Raw genomic sequence first — 18,316 nt, 5'->3', positions numbered from 1 at the left:
TCATCACTCCTCCTGCGCCGCGGCGAGCGGTGCCGGCCAGCCCGGCTTCGCCTCTGCAAACTCCTCGACGACCCGCTGCACGAACGCTTCTGCCAGCTCCCGCTGCGGTGCGTTCTCCGGGATGGTGATTGCATACACAATATGCCGCCCCGTCCGCTCGCTCCCGATCGAGCGGAACCGCTGGAACCCGAGCTGCACTTTTACCGTTCGGTAGAGGGGATCCCGTTCCGGAGAGCCCAGGTCGATCTCCGCCGGCAAGTCCAGCCAGCGGAGCCCGTGCGCCTCGGCGACGCTGCGGTACTCGAAGGCATAGTCGATGCCGCCGGCGTCCAGGAGGGAGAGGAGGTAGATGCTGCCGTCCCGGATGGCCACCTTGCCGTCCGAGGGCTTCAGGATCTCCGGGAGCGCAATCGTGGACACGCCTCCCTCCTCGCTCACGGAGAGCGGCGGATTGAAATGGCTGCCGATGACCTGCTCGAACAGGGCCGGGCCCCCGTAATAGCCCTCCGCCAGCTGGACCACCATCAGCGTGCGATAGCCGGCCGCATCCAGCATCGGGTTGGAGAACCCGACCCGCACGTCCGGACGGGAGAGGATCTCCGCCCAGTTCGTCGGCGTGATCGCATCGGCATACCGGCTGCGATCGGTGTAGGCGATCACCATCTCGTTGGCGGCGAACGGGACGTACCAGTCGGTGTAGTTCTTCCCGCTCCCGTCCATGGGGATGTACATCAAATCCGGTATCAGCGACTCGTCGGCGACCGCCACCACGTCAATCTCGCGGCGGAGGTCGGTCACCTGGCGGATGACCTGGATGCTGCCGTGCCCCTCGATCTGCACGTCCACGCCGGGGTGCCGGGCCTCGAACTCCCTCTCGATCTCCTCGAAGGGCAGGAGCAGGCTTCCGGCGGGCAGCACCCGGAGGACCGTCTCCTCCGGCTCATCGCCGCTGCACCCGGCAGTGCCCACGGCACCCACGATGAGGGCCGCCATCACCAGAAGACAGGCACTCCGCATCGCCCTTCTCCCCTCGGTTACGTTCTGCGGATCTCGATCCGGTCCACCCACTTCACCCAGGCGCTCCCCTCCGTCACGACCCCTGCCTCCCCGGAGACGATCGCGATCCGGGCCGGGCCTCCGTCATCGTAGCTGAGCGGCTTGCCATCCTGCTCGTACATCAGGATCACCCGGAGCGGCGGTGCTGGGATCTCCTTCAGATCCGGATCCAGGGTGATGAATCCCTCCCCCTGCAGCTGGTCGTAGTCGAAGACCCAGAGGTAGCCGTCCGGAGCGGAGACCCAGACCTGATCCCCGGGCTCCACCCCTCCTACCAGCGCGGCCAGGTCCCGCAGGTCCACGCCTCTGCAGACATAAGGCCCGTACTTGATCCCCACCGTCGAGACGGCAAACCCGTGCCCCGTGACGGACGGTAGCTCACGGAGCGCGTCGTAGTCCAGCACCTTCTCGGTCGTGCCGTTCAGCGTGAGCGTCCAGCCCTCCGCCTCGGGCGGGAGCGGGGCGACAGAGGCCGTGCAGCCGCTGGAGAGCGCACATGCCAGGAGGAGGGGAAGGATCGCCAGCCCGACTGTCCTCGCAGGCATCAGCGGTTCCTCCGGACCCCCACGAGGAGAACCAGCACGAGAGCGAGCAGGACGGGCGCGAGCGGGAGCGGACTCTGGACGGCGGGCGTGGTCGTCTCCGCCGCCCCCGAAAGGGACTTCACCGTGGAGCCCTTCTCGCCGTGGTAGCCCCCGCTGTAGATCCGCACCTCGTCGATCCACTTGACCGTGTAGCCGTTCGTCGATGGGTAGAGATCGTCGAAGAGGTGGATCTCCTCCTCCGGCATCACCTCGTGCATATCCCAGTTGCCAAAGACATGTTTGCCCTCCGCGTTGGTGGAGGTGTCCGCGAAGAAGACGAGCCGCATCCCCGCGAAGTAGTCCGGCGGATAGCCGACGCCGTCGCGCTCCCCTATAGGCGAATCTTCGCCGTTGTACCAGCAGACGACGATCGGGCCCTGCCGCGGCTGCGGCTCGTAGACGTTCTCATAGGGGAACTCCACATGGTAGCCGTCGACGGCGTGGATCATCACCTCGTCGCCGGGCTGCATGCCACCCACGAGCTCGGCGAGATCCTTGACATCCGTCCCCTTCACCGCGCCCCGGTCCTTGAAATTCGTCGTCTCATTCGGGTCCCAGCGGCCCTCCTGATCCTCTTCGAAGACCGGGCCCTGGTGGTAGTAGTGCGTTACCCCATCTCCCTGCACGGGGAGATTCGCCTCCATCCACGGGTAACTGACCGTGGTCTCGTTCAGGATGGTCTCGCCGTCGGCGGCAATCTTGACCACCCGCACTTCCGTCGTCGGCGCTGCCTGCACGATGCCTCCCACGAGGCAGACCAGCAGGAGCACCCCCATCAGCACCTTCTCGATACGCATGCATCCCTCTCCCGATATCCGCACACCCGGGCGAAGAGATGGATTCGCCCTGCTACGGAGCACCCGATTCGGGAATACGAATTGTTCAACGGCCATAACAATAAATCCCCCTATTCTGGCTCGAAGTTAATTACCCGCGATTAACCACGCTTCCCGATGCGGGGACCGACCCCGCATCAGGTGAGATCGACGGTGATCCGCGTGTTCTGCCCGGGAACCACCGTCACCCGCTCCCGGGTTCGGGACGCCGTCTCCCCGACCACCTTCACGTCGTAGGATCCGATGGGCATGGCCGGGAACGTGTGCGGGGTCTTCTCGCCGCTGTCCCGCCCGTCGATGTAGATCTTCGCCCCCGCCGGCGTGCTGTCCACCGTCAGGAACCCCCAGACGTACTCCTCCAGCCGGAGCCGGATAGTCTGATTCGCCGGCTCCCCCGGAGTCCACCCCAGGCGGATGCTCTTCTCCGCCGCGGTGTAGCCGGGCTTCGAGAGCATCACGCGGTGCGGACCTTCGGAGATGTTCTCTATCCTGTAGGGCGTGGAGTAGCCGGTCGCGTAGCCGTCGATGAATATATCCGCTCCCGCCGGTTCCGACTCCACCCGGAGGCTGAAGAGGCGGAGGTCGGCGGTGGGCACATCGAACACGTCGCCGCTGTTCAGGTGGTTGTCCAGGCGGTAGGTGCGGTAGGACCCGTCGCGGAGGAAGGTGATGTAGGCATCCAGCCCCGAGATGTCCGCTGTGGCGGGGACCTTCTTCAGCGGATAGGCGCCGTTTACCGTGAAGTGCTCCCGCCGGTAGGCTTCGGACTCGACCGTGATCGTGCGGATCCATTCGTTCCGGTTCATCTCGACGTGAAGGGGCGAGATCGTCTGCGGGTATACCCAGACCCTCGCCGTCTCGCTCTCCGCATCCTGCTGCCCGATCGTCAGCCGCACCGTATGCTGCCCCTCTTTTAACCCATATACGATGCAGGGAGTGGTCTTGTCGAGCTTGCGATTGTCCACGGTCACACGGGCGCCGCTGGGAAAGGAGGTGATGTAGAGCCCGCCGGAATGCACCGCCTCCCGATCCTTTTCGACCACCGTCTCGCCGATCGTATCCGGGAACGGCTTTGCCCGCGAGCGGAGCACGATCGAGAGGTTCGCGTCATGCTCCAGGAGGACCTCCCGCTCCTCCGCGGTGAACCCTTCCAGCTCCAGGCGGAGACTGTGGCTGCCGCAGGGGAGATCCTCCAGCCGCACCGGAGTCGTCCTCCCCGTATAGACCCCATCCAGGTAGACCATCGCGCTCGGGGGGATCGTGGCGACGGAGAGGCTGGCGGTGCGGTTGCGGGTCTCCTCCCCGGGCGCCGGGGTGGCCGCGGTGGTGGGAAGCGGTGAGAGCGTCGGTTCCGCCCCCGTCGATGCATTCTGCACGTCGACGGCGGAGAAGGGCGAGAGCAGGAACTGCAGGATCCCGTCGAGGACCGCCTGGAGCCAGCCCAGGATACCCCCGCCCCCCTGCGGCTGCGACGTGTTCGTGAGCCCGGATGCCGTGGGGCTGGCGGCCGGTGTCAGGGTGGTCTCGACCGCGGTGGCGGGGGGCGTGGGGGTTCCGGTGGGAGTGGCATTGCCCGCCGGCTCCGCACCCGCCATTCCCTCTGCGAGCACCAGGATGGCGTGGCGCACCTCCAGATAATCACCCGTCTCCTGCACGGGGATGCTCCGAACCTCCGCATGGTTCCCGCTCTGTTTCAGGTATGGCCGCACGTCGATCCCGACGATGCTGATGCTGTCCGTTCCGCCATCCAGGTGGTTGTCCCACTCCCCCTCGTTCATGAGGATGCGGTTGACGCGCTCGTCGGTCCCCGTTGCCGCGGTGGCGATGATGGTGAGCCGGGCTTCTGCGATGTCCCCGCTGACATCCTCGGCAAACTCCGCCTCGGTCGTGGCTGCATCCTCGAGCACGCCCTCGTCCGGGTCCGCCCGGATCGCGTCGCAGCCCTCCGCGATCCAGTAGGTGATCGCCGGGCGGGATGCATCCTCGTTAACGGCGATCAGCACGGCACCGTAGAGAGTGACAGTCGTATCTCCCGACCCGGTGTTCCGCACATCGACGGTATGGTTGCCGCCCTTCGCGGCGAGCGCGGTCACATCGTAGCAGACGGTCTCGAGCACCTCCTCATTATCGCTCGCGTTCACGTCCCGGTACTTGCGGTCGGGCGACAGGCTCCGCCCGTCGAACGTCACCGAGAGGCTGCTCTCTGCACCCTTCTTGAGGGCCCGGTCCCATCCGCCCGTGGTGTAGAGGCAGAGCCGGGCCAGGCGCACCGTCGCGTTCGGCGGGAGCGGGGCCGGTATCGTGTAGGCGGCGCTCTTTCCCCCGGCGAGGGTCGCCGCCGCCTCGCTGCTGCGGTAGACTGCCAGGCTGCCGTTCAGCGTCCCCTGGGTCAGCGTGGTTAGCGTCCGTCCCCGATAGCCGGAGTCGGCGTCCGGATCTCCATCCGCTCCGCTGTCTCCCATACCCTCCATCGGGACCAGATCGACGTGAACGGGGACCGTTCGGCCGGCCACCACCGTCACCGTCTCTTCGGCCTCTTCGTAGCCATCCAGAGCGAGCGAGACGAGATACTCGCCCGGGGGCATGTCCGTGAGCGTGATATTGGTCACCTCGCCCGTATCCGCTCCGTCCAGCAGGATCCGGGCACCGTCCGGCACCGACGTCACCTGGATGCCGCCCACGGGATCATCGTCGCTGTAGATCAGGATGCGGTCGATGTTGTAGACGGAGAGACCCCCGGAAGAGGGCCAGATGCCGTTGTAATAGTACCAGTCGCTCTCGGGCAGGGTCTCGTGCATGTCCCAGTGCCCGAAGACATGCTTACCCTCGGTATTGCCGGAGGTATCGGCGAAGAAGAAGAGCCGCATGCCCTTGTAATATCCGGTGTCAGGGTACCCCTCGCCCTGGAGCTCGTATCCCCCCTGGGACTCCTCGCCGTTGTACCAGGCGAGGACCATCGGGCCCTTGCGGGGATCAGTGCCGTACACGGCCTCGTAGGAGAAGTCGCGTTGGAAGCCGTCGGTCGCCTTGAACCGCACCGTCTCGCCGGGCGACATCCCGCCCACCGCCTCGCAGAGGTCCTTGATATCCGTCCCCTTCACCGCCCCGAAGTCCCGGGTGTCCACGTTCTGCCATTCCCCGGGATCCCAGGGATCGGACTCGTTGAAGGTCGGGCCCTGGAAGTAGTAGTGCGTCATCCCATCCCCGTGCACGGGGAACTCCCGCTCCAGCTGCTGGTAGGTGTACGATTTCTGGTTTAATATCGTCTCACAGTCGTTGGCATACCGGATCACCGAAACACTGGTCGAGGGGGCCGCCTGCACGGCTGGCACGATCAGCATGGCAATACAGAGAGATGCCAATACCATCAGTTTTACACAGAATCTCCAGGATCCCACGAGAATCACCTGTCTAACACTCCTCCACGGGATGTGGCGGACCCTCACACCCCCCAGAAGAGATCGACCACATCGTCGAAGTCGATCCGTCCGTTGCCGTTGAAGTCGAAGCAGGCAAAGCCCTGCTGGGCGGCGATCCACTCCATGTGGTTAAAGAAGAGCACCACGTCGTTATAGTCGATCCGTCCGTTGCCGTTGAGGTCCTCGTAGAGGCCGTCACCATTCGGATCGGTCGGGACGGGATGGCCGGGCAGCGCCGGCACCTCCCGGATCACCGTAAGGGTCCCTGGGAGGATGTCCGGGTTCATGGGGGTGCCATCGTCGTCGTCCAGTGCGGTCACGGTCGCCTGAATGGCCGTTGGGCCGGGCTGGTCGCCGCGAACCGTGAGCGTCGCAAGGACGACATCCGTCGCCCCGCTCTCGACCTGGCGGTTCATGTCCAGGCCCTTCACCCAGACCGCATCGGCGGGCAGGGCTCCCTCCGAGTGGAGGGTTGCCCAGGACGGGAAGGTGACAGCCGTGATCTCGGCCTTCGCCCCGTCGGCGAGCGCGACGGTGATGTTGAAGCCGGCAACACCTCCAGGTGCCTGGTCCACCACCAGGTCGACGGTGCGGGTCTCGCCGACGATCACCGATGAGGAGACGGGCTGGATCCGCAGCACGCTGGCGGTCGGGGCTGCTGTGACGACGATGTACCCCGCCTTCACCTCGGAGTCGCTGCCCGCGGCATTCGTCACCGTGAGGTTCACCGTGTAGGTTCCGGCAGTATCGTAGACGTGCGTCGCATTCCGCGTGGTATAATCGGTTATCCCATCGTTGTCAACATCCCAGGCCCACGACGTGGGTGCGTTGGAGGACTCGTCGGTGAACTGGACTGCCAGAGGAGCGGCACCGGAGGTCACGTCCGCGGTGAAGTTGGCGACGGGCGGTTCGGCATGCGAGAGGACGAACGTCTCGAAGACCATGCCCGCCGGGTAGACAGTGACCGCTCCGGAACCGTCCGTGGCAATGTCCGCGACGCGGATCATCTGCGCGGTCGCCGTGCCGGCCGCGGGGTCGACCGTGACCCTTACGTAGCCGAGGGCGTTCTCCAGGCTATTCTGGCTGCCCTCGTACTTCGGCTCGGCCAGCGCGTAGGAAGGTGCTCCGCCTGTGGCGACGACGACGTACTGGATGCCATGCACGAGGAACCGCTCGTAGGCGTGAACGTGGGCGTTCCAGACCGCATCCACGCCATGAGTTATGAATTCGTCCTCCCACTCTTCGCGGATATCGGTCCAGCCTCCGAAGTGGCTGGACGAGGAGGTGTAGGGCGGGTGATGGAAGGAGACGAACTTCCAGTCCGCCGCCGTCCCCGCAAGGTCGGCGTCCAGCCAGGCGCTCTGCGCCGCCATGCCGGGCCAGGCCCAGGAGTTGCTGTCGAGTACGCTGAAGTGGGCGTCGGCGCAGTCGAAGGAGTAGTAGGGAGCAACATCGTAGGCGTCGTAGTAGAGAGTGTGGTTCTCCTCGTGGTTGCCAAGCGCCGGGAAGACGGAGAGGTTCGCCATCATCGTTCGGCCGGCCTCGAAGTAGCGGTCCCAGTCGGCGGGATCGCTCGCGATGGTCACCAGGTCGCCCGTGTGCAGCACAAAGAGGGCGTCTGCCTCCTCCGCGATGCGATCCGCGACCAGCTTGTGCCGCTGTGACTGGTCATACATCGGGAGCTGGTCCCGGGTGTCGCCGTAGGCGATGAAGGTGAAGGGGCCGCTCTCCGGGAAGGTGCGGAAGTGGAGGTCGCCGCTCGTTGCGCCGCCGCTCACGACCCGGTAATGATACAGGGTGCCGGGCGCAAGGCCTGTCAGGGCGATATGGTGGAGTGCGTCCGTCAGGCCGTCGCTCGCGCTCTGGTTATATCCGCCGTTCGCCGTGTAGTAAGCGTCAGTCGCGTACTCAACGGTCGCCGCGGCCGCGACGTCAGTCTTCAGGTTTACGGTCGTCCCGGTCGTCGAGCTGCCGGTAAGGTAGGGCCCCCAGAGGAAGACGGCCGGCTCGGTCTCGGCGTAGTTCGAGAACCGGGCCATCAGCGGGTAGTTGTCCCCGCCGCTCCCGTAGGCATAAGATGGTGTGCCTATCCCGTTCCCGTCGGCATCGGTGCCGCTATAGGCGGAGTAGTAGTTGCCAAGGTAACTGGTGAAGATGCCATCGTTGTAGGTATAGGTGAGCGGTTCGGGGGAGTGCGCCGTAGTCGCGGTCAGGATCTCGACGCGGTTGTCGATGACGTCGTTCAGCCAGAGAGTGTTGTCATACGTCGAGTCCTTGATGCAGAACCCGGCATCTGTGTTACTCGCCACGATGTTCTTCAGGATGTAGTTACCGTGGGCGCTGTCCCGGACGCTGATCCCCCGCCGCGTGTTCTCGTGGCAGTAGTTACCTTCAATCGTGTTGTTCGTGCCCGTCCCGCCGATGTGGATGCCGTTGTAGCACCCGGCGCAGTCATTCCCAGCGATCAGGCAGTCGTTGAAGCCGACGATCTCGATGCCGGCGACGTGATCGTTCGTCGGCCCGCGGACCGAGAAGCCCCGGATCTCGACGCCGTTCGCGTTCACATCGAAGACCGGCAGGTTTGGCGATGCGGCATTCACAGTAACGGAGGCAGTGCCGTTCTCTGAGCGGATGACGAGCTGCCGGTCCACGTCTACGTTCTCCGTGTAAGTCCCGTCACCGACGACGATCTCATCGCCAGCGGTGGCTGCGGTTACCGCTGCCTGGAGGGTAGCATAGCGGAGACCGGTGTTGGTGTTGAGGACCGGGAGGAGTGCTGCCTCGCTCACCGTGATGAAGTCCGCTTTCACCTCGCTGTCACTCCCACCGGCGTTCGTCACCGTCAGGTTCACGGTATAGGTGCCGGCCGTGTCGTAGGTAAACGATGGGCTCTGCTCGGTGGAGTCGACCGTGCCGTCGTTTTCGAAGTCCCATGCCCACCCATTGATGCCGTCGCCGGTCGATTGATCTGTGAACTGGACCGTGAGCGGGGCGGTGCCGGTGGTTGGGTCTGCGGTGAAGTCGGCGGTCGGGGCATCAGGTGCCGAAGGCCCACCGAGATATTCCTCAAATCCTGCCATCAATGGATGGTGGTCCTTGTCGGTTGCGCTGCCGGGGATATCATGTGATGTATCCCCAATGCCGTCTACAGGACTTGCATCCACACCGGAGTCGTCTGCGTACCGGATCACCTGGATCTCCCCCGTCACCGCCGCGGCAGGCAGAACCATGAAGGCCATCAGGATGATCGCGAGGCAGGCGGCAGGTCGCAGCCCCAATTTCCCTGCTATTCGTTCTTTTACTATCGAGATCATCCCCTCTCCTTTTTTCACGTTGTTTTTCTTCTCACATTCCTGCTTCGGCGTCGTAGCGGTCCCGAAGTCGCTGGGCCGAAGCGTCCGTTCGATCTAAGAGTTCAGAGTATCGTGGAGCGATACCCGGACCGGAGTTCAGCGAGTGCTAATAAATAGAGGAAAAGGCAGGTCGCAGCCCGCCTCCGCCTCGTACTATCCATTATCTGCTCCACTTCACCATTCGAAATCCTCCCAGAAATTGTGCAAAATATCCCTACCCTTCTGAAATGTTCCCGCATTCTTTGGCTGGTTCACCCGGATGGTGTCGCTCCCCTCGAAGGCCACCCACTCTCCGCCGGAGAGGACCCTGCCCAAGACCACGAACGTCACATACCTTCCAGATTCCAGATCAGCCATATCCGCCTGGTTGAAGGTCACGACCAGACTGTTCGATCCTCTCTTCACGGTTCCATGGATGGCAGCCGCGCCGTTGCAGGTGACCGAATCCTTATCGATCGCGGAGACGGCATACCCATCGGGCAGATGGATCGTTGCTTTTACCTCTCTGCTGCCTCCCAGTTTCAGGGATCCGGGCTGGATGCGCACAGCCGCCGGAATAGTGGTGGGCGTTGTCCCATCGCTGACCGTCAGGGTGATCATCTCGGAATCCATACGGCCGCCCGCCGATGCCGTGAACGTCACTTCATATGTTCCCATATCCGCCAATGTCGGCGTCCAGGAGAAGGCTCCGCTCGTGGCGCCTAAGACTGCCCCGTCCATCGGAGGCGATGCGATGAACGAGTAGGAGACCGGATCCCCATCCGGATCGGACGCCGAGATGGCGAAGCTGAGCTTCTCTCCCGCGACGACTGATTTATTCCCGATTGGACTGAGAGTGGGAGAGCGATCCACGTTGTTCACCGTGATTACGATCTCCTCGAAATCCGTGAACTCCCCATCGGTGACCGTGAAGTTCACTGAGTACGCACCGGCCTGGGTGTAGGTGGGCGTCCAGGAAAAGGTGCGGGGGGACGGATCGAACGTTGCCCCACCGGGCAGGTTCAGCGCGGCGAAGGTCAACGTATCTCCCACGTTCGGGTCGGTGGCAGCGATCGTGAACTGGAGCAGTTGGCCTTCATCCACGCTCTTGGCCCCAATCGCGCTCAACTGCGGGGCGCTGTTCACCGATACCGTGAAGAGACCGGGGCGCATCGATGGGATCATCTCGTCGCCGTTGTCGTCGTCCATCTGGTTGACGGTGATCAGGAGGTTCGTGGACCCCGCTGCAACCCCCCGCAATGCAGCCGTCGCCAGGAGGATGTCCGAGGTTCCCGCCGTGTCAGATAGGTCTACCGCCTTGAGCGCCACGCTGTCGGCAGGAAGGGTCGTATTGCTGTGGATTGCTGCCCACGAAGGAAAGCTCACTGCCACGATCTCTCCCACACCCGGATTGGAGAGGGCGAGCGAGATGTTGTAGCCGGACAGACCCTGCGGGGCGCTGTCCAGCCGGATATCCATAGAGGCGGTCTCGCCAAGAGAGTTCACCACCGCACTGCCGCCGCTCACCTGGATCGCGAGTACAGCCTGCGATCCCGCCAGCAGGAGGCAGAGTCCTGCAATCAGTAACCTGAGTAACCGTACATGTGTCATAGGATTCACGTTCCTTGCATTGCCTGTTGCCATAACCATCGTGAGCGCCGATCCGCTCCGCGCCGTTCGGGCGCTGCCCATCCGCATCGGGAGGGTGGCCGTCCGCAGCCCCGCGGACCGGCGTTCGCGACTCCCCTGTCGCACCTGTCCAATCACGGGAGTCGATCGTGTTCAGCATCCCATCGGCCCGGAGAGGGGATTGCCATCCCTTTGCCCGCGAGGGCGGGCATTCCAGTGTTCGCTTCCGCTCCGGCCCGCCATCGGGCCCGTGCGGGAGGGTGGTCGCGCTGGTCAGCGGGCCCGCCTGCGGATAAAGACGCCAATCCCTACCGCGATCGCCGCTATCAGCAGGAGACCCAGGACATACCCCGGTATCCCGCCATCGGCCCCGCCCGACGGGAGGGGTGACGGCGATATGGATACCGATGCCCCGGAGCCTGCCGGCTGCCCGTCAGCGGGCTGGGCGGGAGGCGTGTCCCCTGCACCCCGTCCTCCCGCCTGTATCGGAGCTGCTGACCCGCCGGACGACGCCGGCGATCCTGCAGGAGCGCCCGAATCCGCGCCGGGAGCGGCGGGACCGCCGCTGCCTCCCCCGCTGCCGCTGGAGTCGTCGCCACCGCTACCGCTGGAGCCAACGATAAGGGGAACCTCCGGAGAGGCGAGTGCCATGAGGTTGCCCTCGTCATCGTCCACCTGGTCCACCGTGATGCCCAGCGTCGTCGAGCCGGCCGCCATCCCCTTCAGGGTGAGCGTCGCCAGAGGAATGCCGGTATCCGCGCGATGCACCTGCTCCGAGAGATCGGCCGCCCGCATCGACACCCGACCGGCGGGAAGCTCCGACGTGCCGTGGATCGATGCCCAGGGCGGGAAGTCGACGGCGACGATCCCGGCCACGGCCGGGTTGGCGATCTGAACCGTCAGGACGTAGCCCGACAGCCCCTCCGGGGCTTCGTCGAGGGTGATCGGCACGGTTACGGTTGCTCCTGCGCCGGCGATCTGTGCAGCTCCGATACCCAGCTCTGCGGCGGATGCGCAGGAGACGCCGGCGAGCAGCAGGACCACCCCCAGCAGAAGAAAGGGGGAGAATCGGGGCACTGTATCCTACACCCCCCAGAAGAGCTCGACGACGTCGTCGAAGTCGATCCGCCCGTTGCCATTGAAGTCGAAGTACTGGACAGGCTCATTGTCCCTAATCCACTCGATGTTGTTGAAGAAGATCACCACATCGTTGAAGTCTGCCCGCCCATTGCCGTTCATATCGTCGTAGAGGCCGTCGCCATCCGGATCGGTCGGCATTACGCCGTCGATCGGCTGTACGGGAACGAGCACGCGGAAGGTCGCGGGCGAGACCGCTGGTGTGATAACCGCTCCGTCGTCGTCGTCCATCGCATGCACGGACACCACCAGATCGGTGCTGCCCAGGGCATCGCCCTGGACCGTGAATGTCGCGATCGCGATATCTGTGGCTCCCGTCTCCACCTGCTTCGTCAGGTCCGCCACCTTCAGCGTGACCGAATCTGCCGGCAGGGTCGTGCTCTGGTTAATGGTAACCCAGCTGGGGTACGTAATACCGGTCAGAGTCGCGATCGAGCCGTCCGAGAGCGATATCGTGACGTTGCAGCCGGATAACCCTTCCGGAGCCTCGCTCAGCACGAGCGTGAACGTGCGGGAGCCTCCGTGGAATACAGACTGCTCCGCAGGACTGAAGTAGAGCCGCTGCGAGGGCTGGGACGCCGGCACCAGCTCGATTGCAGAGATCCCCTTGATAGAACTGGATCCGGTTGCACTCGGGCCGACGAGGCGGAGCGGCCAGCTGCTGCTCTCCTCGGGGATCTGGAAACCGTTCAGGGTGTTCGCGACGATGTAGTTGTTGTTCCGGACGATGTCCCGGCTGTCGACCACCAGTGTCGCACCGTCCAGCGCCGTGATCTTCACGTCGTATCCCGCCGCGGCGAGGGAGTCGTTGAAGGCGTTATCCGAGTGCTGGTCGGCGTCGTCCACGAAGCCCGCAAGGAACCAGAGCGGCATGCCATACCAGACATTATCCTGTGCGTCAGTGTATTCAACCCCGTGGTTGGCTCCGAACTGGCAGGCGAGCGCCTGCTCGAAGTAGGTCTTGCTCACGGTGTAGTTGATCCCGCCGATCGCGGTGCCATCCAGCTCCAGGCTCCAGTCGCTCTCGGGCGCGGAGTAGATCTTGATCGTCGAGATCCACTTCGCCGAGAGTCCGGCGCACGACGGGTACTGGATGCCGTCCTGGTAGTAGTAGTGCCAGTAGTTGGACGGCAGGGTTTCGTGCATGTCCCACTGGCCGTAGATGTGGTCGTCCGGCGTGAAGAAGAGCCGCATCCCGTCCACGTACTCCGGCACATACTTGCCGTCGGCGTACCAGGCAAGGATCGCGTCTCCCTGGCGGGCCTGCACCGCAGGGTTCGTGTATATGGAGGAGTAGGGGAGAACCGTCTCCCACCCGTCTTTCGCGACAAGGCGGATATCCGTGGCGGATCCCATGCCCCCGGCAAGTTCACAGAGGTCACGGATCCGTGTGCCTTTCACCGCGTTCTCGATCTTGAACCCGCCGGGGTAGGTCTCGTTCGCGTCCCAGATATCGTTCGGGACGAAGTTGATCCCTTCGAACCTGTAGACCGTCGTCCCATTGCCGATGACCGGGAAGTTCCGCTCCATCGTGGTGACGTTCACCGAGATGTTCGCCACTTCGGTGACGCCATCGGCGGCATACTTGATGATCCGCACCGAGGGGGACTCGGTCGGCGGCTGGATCGGCTCTACGGAGACCTCGATCGTCGTAATCCTGGCCACGCTGCTGGAGGGCGGGACATCCGCACCGACGAGTTTGAGCGGCCAGTACTGCACCGGCAGCGGCTGCCCGTTGAGGGTGTTCGCCACGATATAGTCGTCGTCCCGTGCAATCTGCGTGCTATAGAAGGTCTTGTTGAAGCCGTCGCTCGCGATCACCTTCACAGTGTAGTTCGTGGCTGCGAGCGTATCGTTGAAGGCGTTCGGCCCGTGGAAGTTCGCATCGTCGACGTAACCGGCGAGCGTCCAGAGCGGCACTCCCTGCCAGGTCCCGGCCACGTCGGTGTAGGTCGCGCTGTGGATGCAGTCGACCGCCTCCTCAAAGTACTGCTTGCTGATAGGCGTCGTCTGGGCGCCAATCAGGGTGAGCGTCCAGGTATCCATGCTGCTGATGTGCACCCGGATCCGGACGACCGCCGTGGCATTCTCGAGAGTGTCTCCCTTGTCGCCGTAGAAGAACTCCACCCGGTCGTTGTTCTGGAGCTGGTAGCTGCTGATGCCCTCGGCGGAGGAGAAGTCGTTCTTTACGACGCCGTTCACGGCATAGGCCCAGACCAGATCTGGATCCGGCGAGCTGTTGTAGCGGTAGTCCCCGACATCATCGAGGAGCATCGTGCCAAGCGTCGACCACTTCTTGTCGGTCGCGTTGTAGGTGAAGCCCGCAATCTTCGAGGCCGCGTCGAGCGCCCCGTGCGGCGTCGTAGTGTTGATCTGGTAAGATGTGCCGGAGTTGTAGGCGGTGAAGTCGAAGGTGCCCGGCAGCAGCGTCACATCGTCGTCGAAGAGGACGGTCTGATCGCGGATGTGCACGCGGCCCCGGATGACGGCCAGGGCATCCTCGAACGCGCCGCCGTCCTGCCCGTAGTAGAACTCGACCAGGTCGCCGTCGTTCACGCGGTAGACGCTGATGCCTTCTGTTGAAGAGAAGTCGTTCTTCTTGACGCCGTTCACCTGGTATGCCCAGCAGAGCTTGGGAGATACAGTGCTGTTATAGAGGTAGGTACCCACGTTGTCGAGGAGCATCGTTCCCATGGTGGCCCACTTCTTATCGGAGGCGTCGTAGCTGAACCCGGCCTGGCGGGAGGCCTCTTCCAGGACCCCGTGCGGCGTCAGCCTGTCGACCTGGTACTCCGTGCCGGTGTTGTAGGCGGTGAACGAGAACGTCCCGGGTGCCAGGTTCACGTCTCCGTTGAAGAGAACGTCAGCTGACGGGCCACCTGTCATGACAATGTAGTCTGCCTTCACCTCGGAATCACTGCCCGCGGCATTGGTGACCGTGAGGTTCACGGAATACGTTCCGGCGGTATCGTAGGTGTGGCTCGGGTTCTGCTCGGTGGAATCCACGGTACCGTCGTTCTCGAAGTCCCAAGCCCAGGAGGTAATACCCACGCCGCTCGACTGGTCGGTGAACTGGACTGTCATGGGTGCAGTGCCCGATGTAACATCGGCCGTGAAATCAGCGACGGGAGCAGCAGGACCGTCGGCCGCGAAACTGGCGTCGATGGTATGGGCAGCCGTCACGTTCTCGAAGGTGTAGCTCATGACCGCTCCTACCGATACGCCGTCCACCAGCACGTCGGAGATGTGATAGCCGGTATCCGGGGTGATGGCAAAGGACTGGCTGCCGTCATACGGTATCGTGATAGTTCCCGAAGGATCGATGGTGCCGCCGGTACCGGCACTGGCCGTGATGGGCAAATAGAGGTCGATACTGGATATCTTCGAGACCATCTGACCCCCAGTCAGACCCGAACCCACGAACCGGAGGGGAAATCGATCCTCCGAGAGGTACTCACCATTGATCCTGTTCGCAACGATGCGGCCATCGTTCCGGGCGATGTCGGCACTGCTGAACTGTCTGCTGAACCCATCGGAAGCCATGATCTGGACGCTGTATCCGGCGGCGGCAAAGGCATCGTTGAACGTGGCGGGATCGCCGTCGTCCACGAGGGCAAGGAGTCTCCAGAGAGCGACGCCGCTCCAGACATTGCTCGATCCATCCGTCCAGCTGACGGGGTGGGCAGCCGCCAGGGCCTCGAACTCAGTGTTGGGCATGGTGTAGCTCGAAGCACCGACTAGGTCGACGGTCCAGGGCGTGGGGGCCGCGGACACCGAGATGAAATCCGTCTTCACTTCGTCGTCGCTGCCACCGGCGTTGGTCACGGTCAGCTTCACGGTGTACGTGCCGGGGGTGTCGTAGACGTGACTCGGGTTCTGATCGGTCGAATCCACGGTGCCGTCGTTCTCGAAGTCCCAGGCCCACGCGGTGATGCCGTCGCCGGTCGATGCATCGGTGAACTGGACCGTCAGAGGTGCTGTGCCCGATGTGGTAGTTCCATAGCCCTCGATGTCATCCAGATACAGACTGAATAAGGCCGTTCCGCCATAACAATACGAATTGAACCGGAGCGTATGGGTGCCGGTAAAACCGTAGGAGGAGAGATCTACGGTCTCGTACCTATTTATGGTACCAGAGGTCTCGTTATATCGTGCGACAATGGTCCCGTCTACCAGTACCTGAAGTTCTCTATCGGTACCAGCATACTGTAATCTCCAGAATCGGATCTCATCCACATCTGTCAGGTCAACATCCTGCTCGATCCAGGCATTCCCCCCAACAGGGGTCCGCCAGATCCGAATCCCCGTCGTACCTTTCTTGTAGCTTCCTGTGGTGACGATTTGAACGCCAGGTGTGTCACCATAGGGAACGAGCTCGCTTGCACTCCAGGGATCGAGTGTACCCGTCTCGAAATTTCCGTTCAATATACGAACTGATTTTGCCGTAAATGCAGCGACCGGTGCGGGGGTCGACTCACCAACGGTGATGTATTCCAGCTTCACTTCGGAATCACTGCCCGCGGCATTGGTGACCGTGAGGTTCACGGAATACGTGCCGGCGGTATCGTAGGTGTGGCTCGGGTTCTGATCGGTCGAATCGATCGTGCCGTCGTTCTCGAAGTCCCATGCATACGTCAGCGGGGCCGTCCCTGTGGACTGGTCAGTGAATTGTACCGTGAGCGGGGCATCCCCTGACTGCGTATCGGATGTAAAAGCAGCGGTGGGTGCGGTCGGTACGGGATCGTCACTGTAGATGTAAATACGGTTGATGACCTGTCCGGATAGGCCCGTGGTGGTTGGATAGTACTCGCCACCCGATATGTAGTAATACCAGTACTGCTCATCGGCGGCTTCGTGCCAGTCCCAGTTCCCGAAGGCATGAAGACCGGTTCCCCCCGGTCCGAGGGTATTGACGGAATCATCTGCAAACCAGACCATCCGCATGCCTTCGGAATACCCGCTCCCATTCACATAATTGCCGTTCTTATACCAGCAGATGCCAATTGGACCTTCGCGGCTGGAATACTCGTACACGTTCTTGTAGGCAAATTTTTTGTTCCAGCCATCAGCAGCGAGGAGCTTCACCTCTTCGCCCGGTGACATCCCGCCGACGAGATCGCAGAGGTCTTTTAAGTTCGTTCCCTTCACTGCACCCATGTCTTTTTCGATGACATTGGTAGTTTCTTCGGGATTCCAGCGGAGTTCCATTTCGTGGGTCTCATTAGGATCGTCAAGAAAGACCGGACCCTGGTGGTAGTAGTGGGTCACACCGTCCCCGAGAATCGGTAAGTTCGCTTCCATCCACTGGAAGGTGACCGTAGTTTCGTTGAGCACGGTCGTGCCGTCATTGGCGTACTTCACCACGTGAACCTGTGTTGTGGCCGCCGAGACGGCCCCGATCATCGCAGTGATTACAACAACTGCAATGAGCATGAAAAGTGAGCGCTTTGCCACTTCTTTCATCGTCGCACCTCGAATCAGATACCTCCATTCACGGACCTCCGCCGCAACCGGCGGACGTTAATCAATTGTTGTTAACATCACGAAGATGTATAAGAGAAATAAAATTTTCAGAATATTTAAACCAAACGAACGGAGGAATAATTGTGGATTTTTAACGATTTCATTCGATTAAAAACCAAAAGAGATAAGGGAGACACCTGATTTTAAGTTAATTTTCATTCTTGATGAATAATATTTCTTATGACACCTCGACCACAAAATAGGACTGTAAGAGTATGGCGCCAGACACATTGTCAAAATAAATATGTTAAAAATAATACATTAACCATATTTGGGACCGGGCAGCCCTTATGCCGGCAACGGGTGAGTTCTCTCCCCGAACTGCGAGGGAGTTCACAAAAGAAGCGTCTCAAACACTCTCGCTGTATGCGCGGCAGGGGAGCAGACTGATCGGAACTCTATGCACGAGTACCGGAGGGATTGTGGATTTTATCCTTCTCTCAGGCCTTTCAGAAACAGCCGGTGCAGGCGGAGATCGCCGCCGAGCTCCGGGTGGGATGCCAACGCCATGGTCAGGCCTGCACACCGCATGTCCCCTCAGGGGAACCAAGAGGTATGCCATCCCCTCCATAGGCCTCGGTGGGGGGGGATCTTACACAATCACCTTTGATATAGCCAATCCTCCTCAATAATCGGGTAAAGTACCGATGTAACTTAGAATTCCGTTTTTCGAGCTGCATGCCCAACTTCCACGGGATTCACTGAAGCTGCCGCGAACCTGCTTCGTAATCGTCCCGGTTCGGACGGAATCTGCAGATTTGTAGATGGAAAACCGATCTCACATCGGGCTGCGAATTTTT

General features: G+C 62.2%; 8 protein-coding genes. All 8 read right to left on the bottom strand.

Annotation, left to right across the window (positions count from 1 at the left end):
- Positions 1-3: 3 nt before the first annotated feature.
- Positions 4-1,017: a tungstate ABC transporter substrate-binding protein WtpA gene (gene wtpA, locus QMC96_04645; GenBank protein MDI6876045.1), complete on the bottom strand. Its 1,014-nt coding sequence runs from the start codon at positions 1,015-1,017 to the stop codon at positions 4-6.
- 17 nt (positions 1,018-1,034) lie between these two features.
- Positions 1,035-1,601: a molybdopterin-dependent oxidoreductase gene (locus tag QMC96_04640; protein ID MDI6876044.1), complete on the bottom strand. Its 567-nt coding sequence runs from the start codon at positions 1,599-1,601 to the stop codon at positions 1,035-1,037.
- Positions 1,601-2,437, bottom strand: a complete 837-nt coding sequence (locus QMC96_04635; protein MDI6876043.1) for an argininosuccinate synthase — start codon at positions 2,435-2,437, stop codon at positions 1,601-1,603. Before QMC96_04635 ends, QMC96_04640 begins: the two co-directional genes overlap by 1 nt.
- A 176-nt stretch (positions 2,438-2,613) precedes the next feature.
- A complete protein-coding gene (locus QMC96_04630) occupies positions 2,614-5,817 on the bottom strand; it encodes a PEGA domain-containing protein (GenBank protein MDI6876042.1) in 3,204 nt (1,067 codons plus the stop codon).
- Between the two features lie 101 nt (positions 5,818-5,918).
- Entirely contained in the window at positions 5,919-9,209 is a 3,291-nt protein-coding gene (locus tag QMC96_04625) for a PKD domain-containing protein (GenBank protein ID MDI6876041.1), read from the bottom strand.
- Positions 9,210-9,422: 213 nt separating this feature from the next.
- Positions 9,423-10,838: a putative Ig domain-containing protein gene (locus tag QMC96_04620; GenBank protein ID MDI6876040.1), complete on the bottom strand. Its 1,416-nt coding sequence runs from the start codon at positions 10,836-10,838 to the stop codon at positions 9,423-9,425.
- A gap of 291 nt (positions 10,839-11,129) precedes the next feature.
- Positions 11,130-11,933, bottom strand: coding sequence for a hypothetical protein (locus QMC96_04615; protein ID MDI6876039.1), 804 nt, complete (start codon positions 11,931-11,933; stop codon positions 11,130-11,132).
- Positions 11,934-11,939: 6 nt separating this feature from the next.
- Positions 11,940-17,456 (bottom strand): PKD domain-containing protein, encoded by a 5,517-nt coding sequence (locus QMC96_04610; GenBank protein ID MDI6876038.1) that lies wholly within the window; start codon positions 17,454-17,456, stop codon positions 11,940-11,942.
- Positions 17,457-18,316 lie beyond the last annotated feature (860 nt).

It is taken from the genome of Methanomicrobiales archaeon, assembly GCA_030019205.1.
Classification (GTDB): Archaea; Halobacteriota; Methanomicrobia; order Methanomicrobiales; family JACTUA01; genus JASEFH01.
Note: the sequence above shows the minus strand (reverse complement) of the source record. Positions and strands in the feature narration are given on the sequence as shown.